Below are 14,783 nucleotides of genomic sequence, written 5' to 3'. Positions count from 1 at the left end.
AGGCCGGATAAGGCGCGGCCAAGTGGGACGCCGACCAGGTGCCTGACGACGTGCGCGCATACGTGGCGGACCACCTGCACGACGAGCAGGCGGTGCTGGTGGTCGACGCGACAGGACACGTGACAAAGGGCACCGACACGGTCGGCGTCCAGCGCCAATTCACCGGCACCGCGGGCGGGATCGAGAACGCCCAGGTCGCCGTCTGCCTGGTCTACGCCGGCCGACGCGGGCCTGCGGCAGTGGACCGGGAACTGTACGTCCCGCGCTCGTGGACGTCCGACCCCGCCCGCTGCCGGGCCGCGGGGCTCGGCGAGGACATCGCCTTCGCGACCAAGCCGGAGTTGGCTACCCGCAAGAAACCGATTCTTGGACGCCGGCCATCACGCATCATGGGTCACGGGCGACGAGGTCTGCGGCGGCAATCCGACGCTACGGGCCGCGCTGGGGGAGCGCGGCATCGGCTACATACGTGCCGCCGCCTGCTCCCATGAAGCGACCACCCCGGCCGGGAAACTCCGGGCGGACGCCCTGGCCAACATGCTCCCCAAGCGGGCCTGGCAGAAGTTGTCCGCTGGAGCGGTGGTAAAGGGGCATCGCTTCTATGACTGGGCGGTCATCGACCTCGCCCACTCCGCTCCCGGCAGCCGCCAGTCGCTGATCCGCCGCAACCGCACCACCGGCAAGCTCGCCTACTACCGTTGCTACTCACTTCAACCCGCGCCCCTGGCAACCCTGGTGAGGGTCGCCGGATCAAGGTAGAGAGTGGACGCACCGACCGGACGCTGCCCCGTAACTCCTTGACGATCTCGGTACTGCCCGCCCCTGGACGAACATATCGACCGCTTCCATCCGGATCCGCTCACGGAACGCTTGCCTCTCCGCGGTAGGCCCCTGCCGTGCGAATACCTCATACATCCGGCATACCTCCATGAACTCCAACCGTCTGCACCTATGACAACCCGCCTGCAAACTGAGTAACCGGCCACGCCGCATACACCGAGTTAAGAATGTCTCGTGGAGATGTTCTCCCCGTCCTGTTCGGCTAAATTGCTTGGAGAAGTTGATCTAGGTCTATGGCCCAGTTGGCGCACGACGCGGACGGCATCACTGGGGGATGATTGATGAGTGCGGGGGGCAGCGGTATGCAGATTGAGGATCCAGTTTCACTGCGCGCGGCCGGCACGGGTGCTCTGGAAATGGCGGGGGAACTGCACGCCAAAGGCAATCACGGCTCCGAGGCGACGTCATGCGCCGTCGCATGGTTCCTCGATCCGTTCTGGTTCGGCGAGTTAGGCGGTGCCCTACTGGATGTCTCGGAGAGATGGGAGGAGCAGACCAAAGTGCTGGTCGGACTGTGCCGCGACGTTCACGCCAATTGCACCGAGACAGCCAACAATTACACTAAGGCTGAATCGGCCAATACGGAGACAATGAAGTCGGTGGCCCCGCTGCACACCCCATTCGGCTGAGGCGAGAGTTTCGATGATTGATTACGAGTCACTTTTCAATCTTCATCTGGGCGATCTGCGGGCCGCGGTCGAAGCCTGGGACAAACAGATCCGGATCCTCCAGAGCATGGATACCGAATACACCGACCGGGTCTTCAGGCCATTCGACAAGGCGGGCTGGTCGAGTACGGACTTCACCTCGACCGTGGCTCGGATGCGTGTCGCCGGCGTCAACAAGGAGTTCAACGACGCGGTACGGGAAGCCCAGGGCATACGTGGCATCCTCTGTGACACCCACGACAAGCTGAGGCAACACAAGGAAGAGCTGCATCGCATCGTCGAGGAGGACGCGCGGAAGTCGGGGCTGGCGGTCGGCACCAACAGCGGTGGGTACGTCAAGGTCACCCCACGTCAGGACGCAGCCACGGACCCCGACATCCACGACGAGGGGGAACGGGACAAGGCCGTAGCCGACCAGCAGGCGGGGATCGATGATGTGGTGGCACGTATCGAGAAGGTCCTCAGGGACGCCACCGACACCGAGGAGTCAGCAGCCGCGGCGCTGCGCCGCAACCTCGGCAAGAAGTCCGAAGGCTTCAACGACAAGGTGTCGACGTCCCTTGCGGCCGACGAGACCGCTCGCGGCAAGCGTGCGTCACACCTGCTGAAGAAGCTCGACAGCCAGGACGGTCTGTCGCAATCCGAGCTCAAGGAGCTCGAGCGGCTGATGGACGAGGGCAAGCATTCGGAGAAGTTCAGCCAGAAGGTCCTCAAGGATCTGGGCCCGGAAGGGACGCTGAAACTCGCCGACAAGCTGGACCAGATCCAGCATGCGAAGTCCGACTACGACAAGGGCGAGCGGAACTCCTATGCCTCTCTCGAGCGTGACCTGGCCGACAACATCGGCACTGCCAACCAGGACGAGGCGTTCTCCGAGCAGTGGCGCAAGGACATGCGCGAGCTCGGCGCCGAGCCGGTCGACGGCAACCGCCTGCCCTCTGCGGACCGACCCCCGCTCGGCTACCAGGCATTGTCCAACCTTCTCAAGCATGGCAGCGACTACCCGCCGCACATGATGACCGGCCTGACCGACGACATGATCGAGGCCGAGAAGAAGGACCCGAACCTGTGGGACAGCAGCCGCCACCTCACCCGCGGGATGGAAGACAAGGTCCCGGTCCCCAAGGTCAAGGACCCGGTGGACGACATGCTCGGCATCATGAGCCGCGACGATCCCCACACGGCCACGCAGTACCTCGACCCGGAATCCGAAACCGGTAAAGGCCATCTCCAATACCTCCTCAAGGAACGGGACTGGCCCAACGTCAACGACGACATCACGTCAACAGGCGAGGACCACCACACCGAGGAGACCGAGGCCCCTAACAACCGCCGCGGCTTCGGCGACGCACTGCGCGCCGCCACCACCGGTGACGAACCCTCCGTGAAGGTGATCGACCCGGACGGCAAGCACACGGCGGCGCAGGCGCGCATCATGCGCGATGTCATCAATAACTTCGACGGCGGTCCGAACCACGAGGAAGTAACGGAAAATCTGAGACAGCCGCTGGCCAAGGCGTTGGCCGGCTACACCGGCGACACTCACGAGATCCTCACCAACGACAATGACGAATTCTCCCGGCAAGAGCAGATTCGCGACAAGCACGGGAAGTTCCACGGCGACGGCCTCTTCAGCAACGCCGAAGGGTCACATGTCTCGCCGGACCGTGGCTCGCTCATCCGGTTCATGCGAGGACTCTCCGAAGAACCAGACGCCTACGGGACGATACGCAAGGCGGAGACGGCACACATCGCCGAGCAGATGGATGCCGTTCACGGCCGGACAGCGCACGACATCCGGGAACCTGCCGAGAGAGGCGCATCCGTGCTGGGCACATACGACGCCATCCGCGACGACACGATCCGCGACAAGGGCGACGACGCCAATGCCAAGACCGACTGGGATGCCAAGGTTCTGTACCACGTCATCGGTGCACCGGTGACTCCGATCAAATGGGCGGGAGACGGTGCACAGCGCCTGGTCGACATGTGGACAACCGACATGGCAAACGAAGCCAAGGGCGAGATGAACGACGAGGTCGCGGCCGAAATCGCCAGGAGGAACCTGGATGCGGAGCGGGAAATGCAGCGTCACGTAGCTGACTGGGCGGATACGAAAGGCCCCGGCGCGGACGACGACGACATCAACAAGCTGCAACGGACGATGGACGGCGCTCGCTATACACAGAAACAGTTCGCAAACGAGCAGCTGGGGCGCTAGTGACGAAGAAAACTCGCCGCATCTTCATCGCCTCGCTCGCCATTCTGGGGTGCGTGGGCGTCACCGCCGGCGCCCTCTGTTACGGCGGCGTGTACGACAACTGGCGTGACGACCAAGCCATGTCACGCGCATGCGACGGCGTTCTGCCGCAGGGTGAGATCAAGCAGCTGCTGGGCTCGGAACATCTCCGTGAAGATGCACGTCCGAAATCGGCTGAAGAACTGCTCACGTCTTGCCGGCTCAGGGTGTCGGACGACAAGGACCCCTACGGGACGATCAGCGTGACGGTCGGCTGGAGCGGTGGAGCATCCGACCTGCTGCTCCATCTCGACCGGCAGGTCACCTACAGCGGCACCTCCATGCTCTCCCCCATAGGTAACGGCTGGCGGGGGGTCCTCAATGCGACCACCCCCGCCAACCCCAAGGCCACCGTCGTGCTGAGCTGTGACAACAAGAAGAACGACAGCCTCGTCGTGCAGGCTGACGCCTTCTCCGTCGACTCGTACGGAATGAGCAAACCGGACCAGCAAGCCCGGTTCGCTCGTTTCACCACGGGGACAGCCAAGGCAGCAGCCGCTAAATGGGGATGCAAGACTGCGTTGGGCAGGAAGGTGAGGAACCTGCCCATGCCTCTGCCCACGCGCCGCGCCGAACCCCTTCCCGCCCGTCAGGCGAAAGGAACGTGCGCGGGCCTGGCCCCGGACACCCCGGTCGTCGAAACGGGCACCTCGCCGGACGCCCCTGTTGAAGACTGCTTCGTCAACAAGAGACGGGACGAACTTGCGAGACCCGGCAACGATCACGGCAGTCGGCAGTACCGACTCGCCGCCTACTACGGCCCGTTCGTGAACGCCGCCCTGACGGAGACCTCCAACAGCGACCGCATCAACGGCCCCAGCGGCAGCTCAGACGGCGTCCGCTGGATCACCGTCGACTGCCCGACCCGACAGGGGGGCACAGCGCTGTTCACCATCGAATCGATCGCGGATGTGAAGCGGTCCCCGAGCCTGAACATCAAACACGAGCGCGCCGCTCTCAAAGCATTCGCGACGAAGTCCGCCGCGCGGCACGGTTGTCAACAGCCGCAATACTGAGGTTTGCAGTTCGGGTTGGCGTCATGACGGGGCCGGGATCAGAGCACCGGGGGACGGGCGTAGCGGTGGCAGCGGGGCAGGCAAGTGGTGGGTGCCGAGCAGGCGTGGGCTCGCTATCGTGGCGCTGGCGCTCGCGCTCGTCGCAGGTGGTGGCTAATCGACCGAGCCGCTGTGGCAGCCCTGGTGGGACGCAGCGGCGCTGTGCGGTGGTCAGCGTTCCCACGTCTTGCAGTCGTTGCGGTTGCCCGGCCAGGGCGCGGCCGACGGCGATGACGAGCCGTGTATCGGCGTCGGTGACGACCTGGTGGTCGGTAGAACGGGGCGTCCTCGAAGTCTGGGTTCGTCCGCGCGATTTCTCCGTAGCGCCGGGCGAGCATCCCGACGCCGCTGTGGGGAGCCATGACGCTGTGGACCGTGACGATTGGGCGTTGGAACAGGAAGGAAGGGCTCTGGGCAGGTTCTTTCCTGGGAGTCGTAGCGGCTTGGCAAGGGGGCCAGTCGGCCGTCTTTCGTCTGCTGGCGGACGATTTGTGCAATGGCGGGGAAGAGGGCGGGCGACATCGGGATGACGCGCTCGCGGTTCTTTCCGCGGCCCCCACGCCATCAGCGCCGAAAATGCGTGTCTGGGCCTCGCCTGCTCTACCTGGCGCCACCCACGACATCACAGCCGCCCGCACCCACCGCGTCATCGACGCACTGGCCGAGGCAGGCATCAAGCGCTTTGCGGACAAGGGATATCAGGGTGCGGGAGGTACCGTGGTCGTCCCCTTCCGCGGCAAGCACCGGAACCGCCGGCAAGCAGGCGGTCAGGGCGCCATGGTGAGGTTGGCGGCCACCACGCCGTCGCCGCCCAGTGCCGTGCACTCCGCCGTCATTCGCGCGAGGGCCGCATGCCGTGCTGCGAGTGCCTCGGCCGTACGCGCCGCCGCCACCGGTGGCAGCCCCCCTGATATCCCCCCGCTCATGGACACCCACTCCGTTCCCCCGGGCCGAGCCCTGAGTGAGCGAGTTTAGGGTGCGGGGCTGACAACACCCCGCGCGGGAGGGCTACTTCAGCTCGAGTTTGCGTACCCGCCCGCCTGGAGGATCTGACGGTTTGTGAACAGCGCCGCGCCCGCTACGGGTCCCGTTTCACGGGCCGTCACATCAAAGAGACGTCAAGACGCCTGGTGGCGGCTTGGCGTGTCCCCGGCGGTGAGGTTGGCTCGGGATCCGGGGGGCGGGAATGGCGCGTTGGGAGCAGTCGGTAGTGACCGGGCGTCACCGAGTAGGCGGGACGCGCCTTGTGCGGCCTCGCCAGAGCTGGGTGCGGCCGGGCGGCCCCGGTACCCCGGTCCGTCGGCTGGTCGTCCTGCTGCTGATTCCGCCGTCCGCGCTCACCCTGCTCGTCGCCGGGGCGCTGGCGCCGTTCGGTCGGATGATGATGCTCACGATCGTCCTGACGGCGGTTGCCGTCACCGGTCTGGCCGCGGCGGTGTTCTGGGCGTTCCCGTCGACGGTTCCGGACCCGCCAGGGGTGCTGCTGTGGCCGGCATTCGGCTTGGTGCTCGCCCCTGTGGTGCTGGCCGCGCTGGCGACACACGCGTATGTGCTGGAGGTGCGCGGGGTGACGCGGCCAGCCGTAGTCGCGCGGGTCGTCGAGCACCACGGGAAGTCCACCTCGTACGAGTGCATCATGCGTTACGGGGGTGGGGCCCAAGGGCCGGTGAGCATCTCCTGCGAGAACAATGACCGGGCCGGCGATGAAGTGCGGGTGGTCTGGGATCCGGAGGGGGCAGTCAAACCGGAATTCGAGCGGGATGTGGGGGACGCGTCGTGCTATGCGGACTTCGCCATGGCCGCAGACGTGCTGGTGATGTGCTTGGCCGATGGGGTGGCAGCCGTGGGATTCGTCAGACGGCACACCGAAGCCCGCCGCCGTGCCGTGGCAACTCCCGGCGGCATCGGAGCCGTTGCCCGTACACCACAACTCGCACCGGATGGGTCGGCGGACGATCCGGACCGCTCTGTGCGATGCGGATGCGTTCCATGACCCTCCAGCTGCGCGCAGTCGTTGACGGTCCCGTCGGTCACCGCAAACGCCAGCGGCAGCCTGTGCCCGTCATAGGCCAGATGGACCATTGTGGTCAGTCCGCCGTGGGACCGTCCGAGCACTCTTCACCGCCCCACGCCCCTTTTCTCGCGCACCGGCCGCCTGATCACGAGCCCACACGATGGTGGAGTCAACGCACACGATCAACCAGCCGGCCTCGCCTACCGCGCATCCGACGGCTGCTGGACATGGCCCAAGAGCCGGTCCCACTTGGCATCGGCCGGTCATCGGCGGGGAACCGCTCATAGACCGTCTTCCGCGGCCCATAGCGCTAGGGATGGTCCCGCTGTGACCCCCGTGGACAACTCGCCGCTGGTTCCGGACCAGGCAGCCCATCCGCGGCGGAGCCAACGACGACCGAGGAGGCCGGTTCGGAGTGAACGGACCGCGACGGCACCCTCACTTTGACAAGCATGACCTAATAGCTCGACTTCATGAGGTGAGCGGAGAGTTGCGTCCGGGGCGGGGGAACTTCGCTCCCTGGGTGCCTGTCTCTCGGGGGCCAGCGCTTCCCGAAAGTTGCCAGACTATGAGAGACCGATCCAGTGCTACCGTGCTCGCCACAGTCATGGTGTGGGGCGGTGTTGCCGCCTTCGAAGCGTGCCTGCTGTTGCGCTTCGCGGGCCCCCGCACCTCGTGGGGACTTGCTGATGTGTGTGGCGGTTTCCATGGCTGGAGTGTTGCTGGGATGGGTCCGTGTGGACGCCCTTCGGCGGAATATTGTGAACCTCCCTCATGTGCCGGCACCACCACGCCCTTCCGGCATGCGTACGAGGGGTACATGGTGGCCGGATCGAAGCCTGCGAGCGGGCTTGGGCGCGTTTGCAGCGGTGATTCTCCCTCTCCAGTTGCTCTATATCTGGGTGCTTGACGGTTCCGCGATGCTGCCGGGTCGGCTTAGTGAGAAGGGGCACCACCTCACCGTTCCGGTGGTGCTGGTCCTGGTGGCGGTATACGCGGTGCACATCGCCGTGTGGGTTCTGCCCCTCCGGCGGTTTCGACGGTACCCAGTCGACGGTGATGAGACGAAAATCGCGGAAATCGTGGAAAACGCGGTGTGCGAGGGTGCGGCGCGTGCGCTGCCGGTCGTTGTCAGCGGTGCAGGGGCCGGCGTACACGCACCCCAGCCGTCCAGTCACACACCTGCGAACCGGCGGCGTCCGCAATACTCCTCCATGCTTCGCCTGTGGGCTTACGGGGGTGAGCGGGAGCTGTTCATCGACCGGCCCGTCGACGTCGAGCCTCTCGGGGCCGCGCTGCATGGGCGGCAGGGCTGGCTCTACTGGGCCCCGACAGGCCTGGAACGTCCCGGATGGACGGTACCGGCCTTCCTCGTCCTGGGGGACGGACGCTTCATCAGGGGATGGACACACGGCGCTCTCAACGCTCCCGTGCCGCAGGGCGAACAATTCCATGACCCGGACCCGCAACACTGGCCGGAGGTACGACCGATGGAGCCTGCCGTGCTGCGTCCACAGCCGGTCCTGGCCGGGACGTTGTGCTTTGGCCTGGCGCTGCTGGGGGTGTGCGCAGTGTCGGTGGGCGCTGTCGCCGGTGTCGATGCGGGGCTTCAACTCGCGATCGTTCACGGGGCTCCGCTGTTGATCCCAATGGGACTCCTTCTCAACTGGGTGGTGCGGGCTGAGCGGCTCAAGGGGTTCGCTCCGCCGATGGCACTGCGAATGTTTGCTGCCGGCGCTTCCCAGGCTGCGGGGAATCGTTCGACCGCGGCGGCCGGTTACACTCCACCGCCCCCTCCAGCTCTTCCGCCGCAGCTGCGTACACCACCCACAGGCAATGACCGGGAAGATGGCGATAGGACATCCTGATCTAGAGGCCCGCCAGGCATCCCCGGGACACCGCAGCCGGCATCGTTGGCGTCGGCCGCTCGGCCGTCAGGACCTGGGCGAAACGCCACGTGAACTTCCCGATAATCGAGCTGCTGAGGGGAATCGGCGACAGGAGTATGAAGTACGTCCCGCCCTCCGAGTTCCTGGACCTCGCTCACAGCAGCCGAACAAGTAACGCGACGGAACCCGCCCCGCAATATCTCGTCGCCCCGTGGTCCTCCTACGAGTGGACGATCGGTGATCTGGCGACGCTGTGACGGGGGATACGGAGCGGGGGTGGGGGCGTGGATAGGGTCCGTGTTCATGACATTTGCGGGATCCGGCAATGACCAGGGAAGCCTGCTCGGGCGAGGCGGCGGTCCGGCCGCTCGCCGCCGGGGCGGTCCGGGCGGGTACGCACTCGGGGCCCTCGGCTTCCTTCTGGCCTTCGCCTTTTGCTACTACGGCGCGACCAACGCGGTCGTCGCCGCCGGGCTCGCGGGCACCCACGGCACGCTGACCGTGAGCGCGTGCCAGCAGCATTCGGGCGGAGCCCACTCCGGTCCGTCGCGAGACTGCGAGGGGATCTTCCGACCGGACGGTGACCGAGGGCCGGACGGCGACCGGGCTGGCGATCAGCGGGGTGGCGAGGACGGCGGCGGACGGGACTCGCGGGCGCATATCGCGTCATGGACGGCGCGGCCGGGCGAGGTGATCGAGGTCCGGCAGGGCACCGGCGAGTATCTGCGCCCCGGCCACAGCTCGCCCTGGGGGTTTCTCGCCTTCGCCTTCGCAGGGCTGCTGCTGGCCTCCGTCATGCTGCCCGTCGCCGTCCGTGGAACCGGGCCGCGGCGGGCGCTCAAGGAGGGCCGCAGTCTCCTGATCGAGGTGCGCGGGACGTGGACCGGCAGAATCTCGAAGTGGCTGGCGATCAGCGGCGCCGTCGGCTTGGCGGTTGACATCCTTCTTGCCCTTATCCTCCCATAAGACGTATCAAGCGGAATCATCATGTGTCGGCCGTGGCGAGGGAGTTGGGCGCCATGATGAGGCCTCGGGCACTGGCAGACTGGCCCGGCGGATCAAGCTTGGCGAGCCTGGGAAAGAAGCACCATCAGTCGTCGCCACGCTGGTGAAGTGGCGGTGATGTTGGCGTTCATGAGGGAGAGCGTTCCGGCGCTGGGCTGTTGGTGATCTGGCTGCTGCGCCTTCCAGGTCGCCATGGCAATAGCAAGGTCGGGCAGTCTGGGGTCGTCGGGTTCCCAGTCCATCGCTTCGTCACAGGCCAGATAGAGACGCCGGAACTCTGGGTCGGCGAGCGCCCTGTCCTTCGCAGCAACCCAGTCCGGCACTGATTCCGGTGCCAGCGCCACCAGCATGATCCAGGAGTCACGTTCGATGCGCACCGTCCGCTCGCTGACGCCGAGGGTGCGCATCCGGTCGAGGATGTCGATGACCTCGGAGGGCAGGAAGAGGTGGTCTCCCGCGGCCAGTTCCGCGATGCGGCGCCGATGGCGGGTGAGCTCGCGGATCTTCACTTCCAGCGTCTGGTCGATCTCGGTGATGGCCTCGGCGAATTCCTCGGGCTGGGCGGCGAGGAGTTCGTCGATGCGGGCCAGGGGCACACCGGCGTCGGCCAGGGTCTTGATGCGGATCAGGTCCACCACGGCTTGGGCGTCGTAGCGCCGGTAGCCGGAGGCGTCCCGCTCGGGTTCGGCGAGCAGGCCGCGCTGGTGGTAGTGGCGTACGGCCCGCACCGTGACCCCGGCGCGGGCCGCCAGCCGGCCGATGGTGAGCATCGGCGCTCCTTTCAACACACCCGTTGCCACAGATCGCGGACGGCCTGGGTTACGGCGTCCGGGCAGTCCGTGGTGATCGTACTGTGGCGGGCTGCGCTCAGAATGCGGTGCTCGCCGTGCGCCACGGACGCGGCGAGGGCGTCGTAAAGTCGCCGCTTGCCCGCGTACACCTGCCGCAGCTTCTTCGGAGACATGAGCAGACGCATGCCGGGATCGACGCCCATTGCGGTGAGCGCGATCAGCGGCGTGTCAGGCGCTGGGCCGCCGGCCTTGAGCTCGTCGAGCCATTCCGGCTGGTTGCTGCGCTCCAGGGCACCCGCCCGCTGCGCCGCCATGGTGAGGTGGTGCGCAACCAGGGGCTCGCGTATTTCGCGTGGCCACGATGTGAACATCCGCCGGTACATGCCCCGCGACAGTAGGGAGACCAGCCGCAGCGCCGCCGTGCCCGAGACCTTCTGAGGGCGCAGCTGCGGCATGTAGGTCTCCCAGTCCTCGACGATGCCGTCGAGATAGACCACGCCCGCTGCCTCCTCAGGGAACAACTGCACGAAGCGGCGGGCGTAGGCGCAGCCGAGAGAGTGCGCGACGAGCACGTAAGGGGCCGGCACATCTGCGGCGCGCAGCAGTTCCCTCAGTTCGACGGAGACCTCGGCCAGGGTGCGTGGCAGATCGGCAGGGTCGCTCCATCCCGTGCCGCCACGGTCGTAGAGCACGGAGGTGGTGAATTGGCTGATCCTGTCGTGGATGTTGAGGTAGTCCAGGCCGATCGCGCTGGCACCGGGCAGGAAGACCACGGCCGGGCCGCCGCTGCCCGAGCGGTGAAGGAAAAGGCTGCGTCCGTTGATGTCGTAGAAGTGTCCCAGCGGGGCCTGACGCGCAGGGCGTGTGGTGGTGTTCATGGAGCGATGGTCCAACCCTGACGCAGGGGCAAGGTCAAGCCGCCCGCAAAACCCGATGCTGCGCGCCAGGCCGGCCGAAGGCTTAAGTTGCGGGCACCGGCGCAGACCTGCACAGGAGCCGGCGTCCAACAGCGTGACCAGCCTTGACGGGTGGGCCTGGGTGATATCGGCTCAGCTTCCCGGCAAGGTGGGATTGCACAACAAAAAACGTCGTCCGTTGCCGTTCGTGATGACCATGGACTTCACCGCGTACCTTCTGCCCGGCTTGCCGGAGGTGAGCTGCACTCGTTCCTTGCGGCCTGTGGCCGGGCGGCGCACCCGGTGGCGCAGGTGAACCAGACTGTCCAGCAGCCGGTCGACGAAGGCCGGCTGGTGTTTGGCTCCGGTCCCGATCGCGTGATGACGAGGCCATGCCGTGAGCGCGATACCTGACTTCTGCCGGTGTCCAACCAGCCTATGTTGGCGACGAGTTCGGCAATCACCGCAGGGGTTGTCTTCGTCAGCTGTCGACATTGGATCACCGCTGCACGTGCCCGGTGCCCACCACGCAAGGCCAGCTTGGCCGTATGGGGCTCTCGCCGACCTGCCGTCACATCAGATTGCGTTCGGGGTTGCCGACTGGCGGCGGAGCGGGAGGAGGGACAGGGAACTGTGCGGCTTGCTGCTGGCGGAAGCGTACGAGCAGCTCCTGGTTCCTCCGGTGCCAGTTCTTGAGGTAGCGGGGCCCGATGACGGCTGCTACGAGACACACGAGTCCACCCGTGATCGCCAGCACAGTGAGTGCCAGGGAGCCGCGGGCAATCCAGGCGAACGCGAAGAGGGCGGCGGCGGCGAGGCAGCAGCTGATGATGAGCTGGGATGGGTGCCAGCCCTCGCATGCCTTGAGGTTTCTGCGAACCCGCGCGGCGCGCTCTGGATGGATGTATGCAGGATCGTAGGGCATCGTCGCAACCCAAGGGGGCGCGTAGGGAAGCCAGCTGCCTGTGGACTGCATCCGTGCCAGTGTGGCCATGGCTCGACGCCTTGCCGGTGGGCTGTCGTCGCGGGTCAGAGTCAAACGGAAGTCGCCGCCACGTCCGTAAGACTCGTAGCTGTCGAGTTCGTATCCGAGCTCTGAGCCGATCCACATGGCGCGGTCGGCCCGGGAGGTCTGGAAGCCGGTAAAGGTCAGTTTCACTGTGGGTCGGCCGTCGAAACGAGCGACTATGTCGGCGTCTTGCATATGTGACCGTCCTCCTCCTGCAGGAGCGCCGCTTTCGTCGCTCCCGGTGCCCACCCCGCAGCAGTTCTGACGCGCCGGTGACCCGTATCGCGTGAGCAGACGGGCCGTGCTGCCCCTGTCTCGTAAATTGCGCCGATGATGCCGGCGACTGAGAAGTTACCGTTCTCCCCGGCCTCGCAGGCACGTGCGGATCGACACCGGTGACCGGCAGCAACACGAGTCACGCCTGTCAAGTCAATTGGCGACGCCGTTCGCAGCGAAGTCAACCCCCGGTTTCGCCAGTGCCGCCGCATCCACTAACGACTCATTTTCTGGCATGGGTACCCTCCTCCTGCTGTAATGAGCGGCGATCGTGTGGCGCTGAAATGGCCGTGTCATGGGATTCTAGAAGTGCAGTGATCTTGAAGACGGTGGCCCTGGGCGTTCTTGTCGGAACCTTTATGTCGAGAGTGCTGCTACGACCGGGTCCAGTCGTCGGAGCGGGAGGAAGATGGTGTTCCCCCGTCACGGCGAGGTGAGGGGTGGCCCGTTCGGGCCAGGTTGCAATCTGGAAGCGGTCGACGCAGCCGGGGTGCCCGAACGGCTCCTGCCAGGTCACCGCGTACGCTTCCGGTGGGGCCTACTCCGCGCTCGTCCGTAGCGCGCACCGTAATGCGCGCGTGGCGCGAAGGGGCCCACATGCTGCTCCATGAGCACCATCATCACCACCGCGAAGGGCACGCTGATCACGATCAGGGCAAGTCCCACGGGGTGGTTGGGGTTGTAGACATACCGGTGCGTTCCCAACTTGCTCTTCTTGAAGACCGGCTCATCGTCTTGATTCATGGTTCGGATCCTCACCAACTGGTGAATCGCTGCTTCGCAGTTCCGCGGACGAGTACGACCAATGTCCAGAGGACCTCCGATCGGTCCCCAAGCCGCTGGCCACAGGGGCGATCGGCATCGAGAATCTTGCAAGTGACCGACAACCGCGACGACGCAGACCGCATATTCATCTACAGCAAGTGGGGAGGGCGCTACGTCTACAACTGGAACAACCCCATCGGCCTCGCTCTCATCGTCGGCTCGCTGCTGTTCGCCATCGGCGGCCTGTACGTGCTCTACCACCCGGGTCTTCTCAACGGCTCCAGCACCTGGGACGGCGGTGAACTGCGGTCCGCCGTGAAAGCGGCGAGCTCCGAGCTGTCGAGCGAGGCCAAGTTCGGTCCCGGGACCATCAACTACGAGGACATCCTGCGGGCCTCCATCGCGGAGCACGGCCACAGCTCCGAGGACGCGCTGACCATCACGCTCGCTTCCGAGCCGGCGCAGGACGCCATGTTCTACGGGGGAGTGGAAAAGGCCGACTACACCGTCACCGCAGACGGCACGGACACCGCCTTCTGCCTCAACGCCTACGCCGTGAAGCGCAAGCGGGCGATGGACTACGACTACATCACCATCTCCGTCGGCGACGGCGCGTGCCCTGCCCGCTGATGTCAGTGTGCACTGCTTCGACGCGGGCCGGCTTCTGGTGAGTCTCGCCCGGCCATCTTCGGCTTCTCGTCCTTTTGCCGCTACCGACGGAGTCGATCGCGCATCGCGACCAGTCCAGCTCTCCGTGGGCGCCGAGAACCACTCGCCGGAACTGCACCGCTATCTCGTCCGGCACCAGCCGCTCCACCGGGTCTTCCACAGGTTGGTCAGCGAACGCCATAAGAATCGAGGTCAGGGCGACATCAGGCATGGCGAACGGCGCACTCCGGGTACCTGGTGGCGAGCGGTTGTCTGTTCGCGGGGCTGGGCCCGGGCGGTGCTGACCATGCTGATGCCGCATGTGCCTGCGGCTCTGACGTGGGCCACCGCTGTGCTCCGCCTCCTCAGCCTCATGGTTTCGGTACTGCCGATGGGCCGGGTGAAGGGGCCAGCCGTGTTGGCGCACCGTCCCCGGCTCCGCCGTACCGTCACGGGGCGTGGGGGCCGAACGCGGCGACACGATCACTGTTGTGGCGGACCCCGGGGAGCGAGTCGCGCCCCGTCTCTGCCCGGCGGATGTTGACGAAACCATGCGAACCGTTGTGTTCTGCGCCTTGTCGCTGCTGTCCATGGTGAGCGTCATGGTGCTGGCTGTCCGTCATCGAGG

The 14,783-nt window shown here is 66.1% G+C and carries 14 protein-coding genes and 3 pseudogenes; 10 read left to right on the top strand and 7 right to left on the bottom strand.

Features of this window, described 5'->3' with window-relative positions; translation table 11 throughout:
- Nucleotides 1–17: 17 nt before the first annotated feature.
- The 5 genes and pseudogenes from KI385_RS02435 to KI385_RS02415 all read left to right on the top strand — a co-directional run.
- A pseudogene (locus KI385_RS02435) lies at nt 18–756 on the top strand (IS701 family transposase); the annotation flags it as partial.
- Nucleotides 757–1,142: 386 nt separating this feature from the next.
- Nucleotides 1,143–1,469, top strand: a complete 327-nt coding sequence (locus KI385_RS02430; protein WP_238570584.1) for a hypothetical protein — start codon at nt 1,143–1,145, stop codon at nt 1,467–1,469.
- Between the two features lie 13 nt (nt 1,470–1,482).
- Nucleotides 1,483–3,729 (top strand): hypothetical protein, encoded by a 2,247-nt coding sequence (locus KI385_RS02425; RefSeq protein ID WP_238570583.1) that lies wholly within the window; start codon nt 1,483–1,485, stop codon nt 3,727–3,729.
- On the top strand, nt 3,729–4,823 hold the full coding sequence (locus KI385_RS02420; RefSeq protein WP_238570582.1) for a hypothetical protein: 1,095 nt from the start codon (nt 3,729–3,731) through the stop codon (nt 4,821–4,823). The genes KI385_RS02425 and KI385_RS02420 overlap by 1 nt, the downstream gene beginning before the upstream one ends.
- Nucleotides 4,824–5,444: 621 nt before the next feature.
- Nucleotides 5,445–5,603: pseudogene (locus tag KI385_RS02415) on the top strand (IS5/IS1182 family transposase); the annotation flags it as partial.
- Between the two features lie 26 nt (nt 5,604–5,629).
- Here the strand turns inward: KI385_RS02415 and KI385_RS02410 are convergent.
- Nucleotides 5,630–5,788, bottom strand: coding sequence for a hypothetical protein (locus KI385_RS02410; RefSeq protein WP_238578086.1), 159 nt, complete (start codon nt 5,786–5,788; stop codon nt 5,630–5,632).
- A gap of 320 nt (nt 5,789–6,108) precedes the next feature.
- Here KI385_RS02410 and KI385_RS02405 point away from each other — a divergent pair, with 320 nt between their 5' ends.
- On the top strand, nt 6,109–6,855 hold the full coding sequence (locus KI385_RS02405) for a Coa1/Tim21 domain-containing protein (protein ID WP_238578085.1): 747 nt from the start codon (nt 6,109–6,111) through the stop codon (nt 6,853–6,855).
- On the opposite strand, the pseudogene KI385_RS02400 reads toward KI385_RS02405, so the two are convergent.
- Nucleotides 6,791–7,266 (bottom strand): annotated as a pseudogene (locus KI385_RS02400) (transposase); the annotation flags it as partial. The gene KI385_RS02405 and the pseudogene KI385_RS02400 overlap by 65 nt on opposite strands.
- A gap of 497 nt (nt 7,267–7,763) precedes the next feature.
- Here KI385_RS02400 and KI385_RS02395 point away from each other — a divergent pair.
- The 3 genes from KI385_RS02395 (at nt 7,764) to KI385_RS02385 (ending at nt 9,731) form a co-directional block, all read left to right on the top strand.
- Complete coding sequence (locus tag KI385_RS02395) at nt 7,764–8,744, top strand: hypothetical protein (RefSeq protein WP_238570581.1); 981 nt, start codon at nt 7,764–7,766, stop codon at nt 8,742–8,744.
- A gap of 89 nt (nt 8,745–8,833) precedes the next feature.
- A complete protein-coding gene (locus tag KI385_RS02390; RefSeq protein WP_238570580.1) occupies nt 8,834–9,022 on the top strand; it encodes a hypothetical protein in 189 nt (62 codons plus the stop codon).
- A gap of 46 nt (nt 9,023–9,068) precedes the next feature.
- Nucleotides 9,069–9,731 carry a hypothetical protein gene (locus KI385_RS02385; protein WP_238570579.1) on the top strand — a complete coding sequence of 221 codons (663 nt, stop codon included), beginning with the start codon at nt 9,069–9,071 and terminating at the stop codon, nt 9,729–9,731.
- A gap of 92 nt (nt 9,732–9,823) precedes the next feature.
- Here the strand turns inward: KI385_RS02385 and KI385_RS02380 are convergent, their stop codons facing one another.
- From KI385_RS02380 to KI385_RS02360, 5 genes are all read right to left on the bottom strand, one after another.
- Nucleotides 9,824–10,540 carry a MerR family transcriptional regulator gene (locus tag KI385_RS02380; protein ID WP_238570578.1) on the bottom strand — a complete coding sequence of 239 codons (717 nt, stop codon included), beginning with the start codon at nt 10,538–10,540 and terminating at the stop codon, nt 9,824–9,826.
- An 11-nt stretch (nt 10,541–10,551) separates the two neighbouring features.
- On the bottom strand, nt 10,552–11,439 hold the full coding sequence (locus KI385_RS02375; protein WP_238570577.1) for an alpha/beta fold hydrolase: 888 nt from the start codon (nt 11,437–11,439) through the stop codon (nt 10,552–10,554).
- A 171-nt stretch (nt 11,440–11,610) separates the two neighbouring features.
- Nucleotides 11,611–11,952, bottom strand: coding sequence for a hypothetical protein (locus KI385_RS02370; RefSeq protein ID WP_238570576.1), 342 nt, complete (start codon nt 11,950–11,952; stop codon nt 11,611–11,613).
- 76 nt (nt 11,953–12,028) lie between these two features.
- A complete protein-coding gene (locus tag KI385_RS02365) occupies nt 12,029–12,661 on the bottom strand; it encodes a hypothetical protein (RefSeq protein WP_238570575.1) in 633 nt (210 codons plus the stop codon).
- Between the two features lie 594 nt (nt 12,662–13,255).
- Nucleotides 13,256–13,486 carry a hypothetical protein gene (locus KI385_RS02360; protein WP_238570574.1) on the bottom strand — a complete coding sequence of 77 codons (231 nt, stop codon included), beginning with the start codon at nt 13,484–13,486 and terminating at the stop codon, nt 13,256–13,258.
- 132 nt (nt 13,487–13,618) lie between these two features.
- On the opposite strand from KI385_RS02360, the gene KI385_RS02355 reads away from it, so the two are divergent.
- Nucleotides 13,619–14,137 carry a hypothetical protein gene (locus tag KI385_RS02355; protein ID WP_238570573.1) on the top strand — a complete coding sequence of 173 codons (519 nt, stop codon included), beginning with the start codon at nt 13,619–13,621 and terminating at the stop codon, nt 14,135–14,137.
- Nucleotides 14,138–14,783 lie beyond the last annotated feature (646 nt).

The sequence above is a fragment of the Streptomyces inhibens genome, assembly GCF_022221585.1.
GTDB lineage: Bacteria > Actinomycetota > Actinomycetes > Streptomycetales > Streptomycetaceae > Streptomyces > Streptomyces inhibens.
The sequence above is the reverse complement of the archived record's forward strand: the minus strand, read 5'-3'. Positions and strand labels throughout refer to the sequence as shown.

Excerpts from the sequence above, each read along its gene's own strand:
- KI385_RS02430 (WP_238570584.1), top strand. The coding sequence starts at position 1,143 with ATGCAGATTGAGGATCCAGTTTCACTGCGCGCGGCCGGCACGGGTGCT.
- KI385_RS02425 (WP_238570583.1), top strand. The coding sequence starts at position 1,483 with ATGATTGATTACGAGTCACTTTTCAATCTTCATCTGGGCGATCTGCGG.
- KI385_RS02410 (WP_238578086.1), bottom strand. The coding sequence starts at position 5,788 with ATGAGCGGGGGGATATCAGGGGGGCTGCCACCGGTGGCGGCGGCGCGT.
- KI385_RS02385 (WP_238570579.1), top strand. The coding sequence starts at position 9,069 with ATGACATTTGCGGGATCCGGCAATGACCAGGGAAGCCTGCTCGGGCGA.
- KI385_RS02380 (WP_238570578.1), bottom strand. The coding sequence starts at position 10,540 with ATGCTCACCATCGGCCGGCTGGCGGCCCGCGCCGGGGTCACGGTGCGG.
- KI385_RS02375 (WP_238570577.1), bottom strand. The coding sequence starts at position 11,439 with ATGAACACCACCACACGCCCTGCGCGTCAGGCCCCGCTGGGACACTTC.
- KI385_RS02370 (WP_238570576.1), bottom strand. The coding sequence starts at position 11,952 with ATGTCGACAGCTGACGAAGACAACCCCTGCGGTGATTGCCGAACTCGT.
- KI385_RS02365 (WP_238570575.1), bottom strand. The coding sequence starts at position 12,661 with ATGCAAGACGCCGACATAGTCGCTCGTTTCGACGGCCGACCCACAGTG.
- KI385_RS02360 (WP_238570574.1), bottom strand. The coding sequence starts at position 13,486 with ATGAATCAAGACGATGAGCCGGTCTTCAAGAAGAGCAAGTTGGGAACG.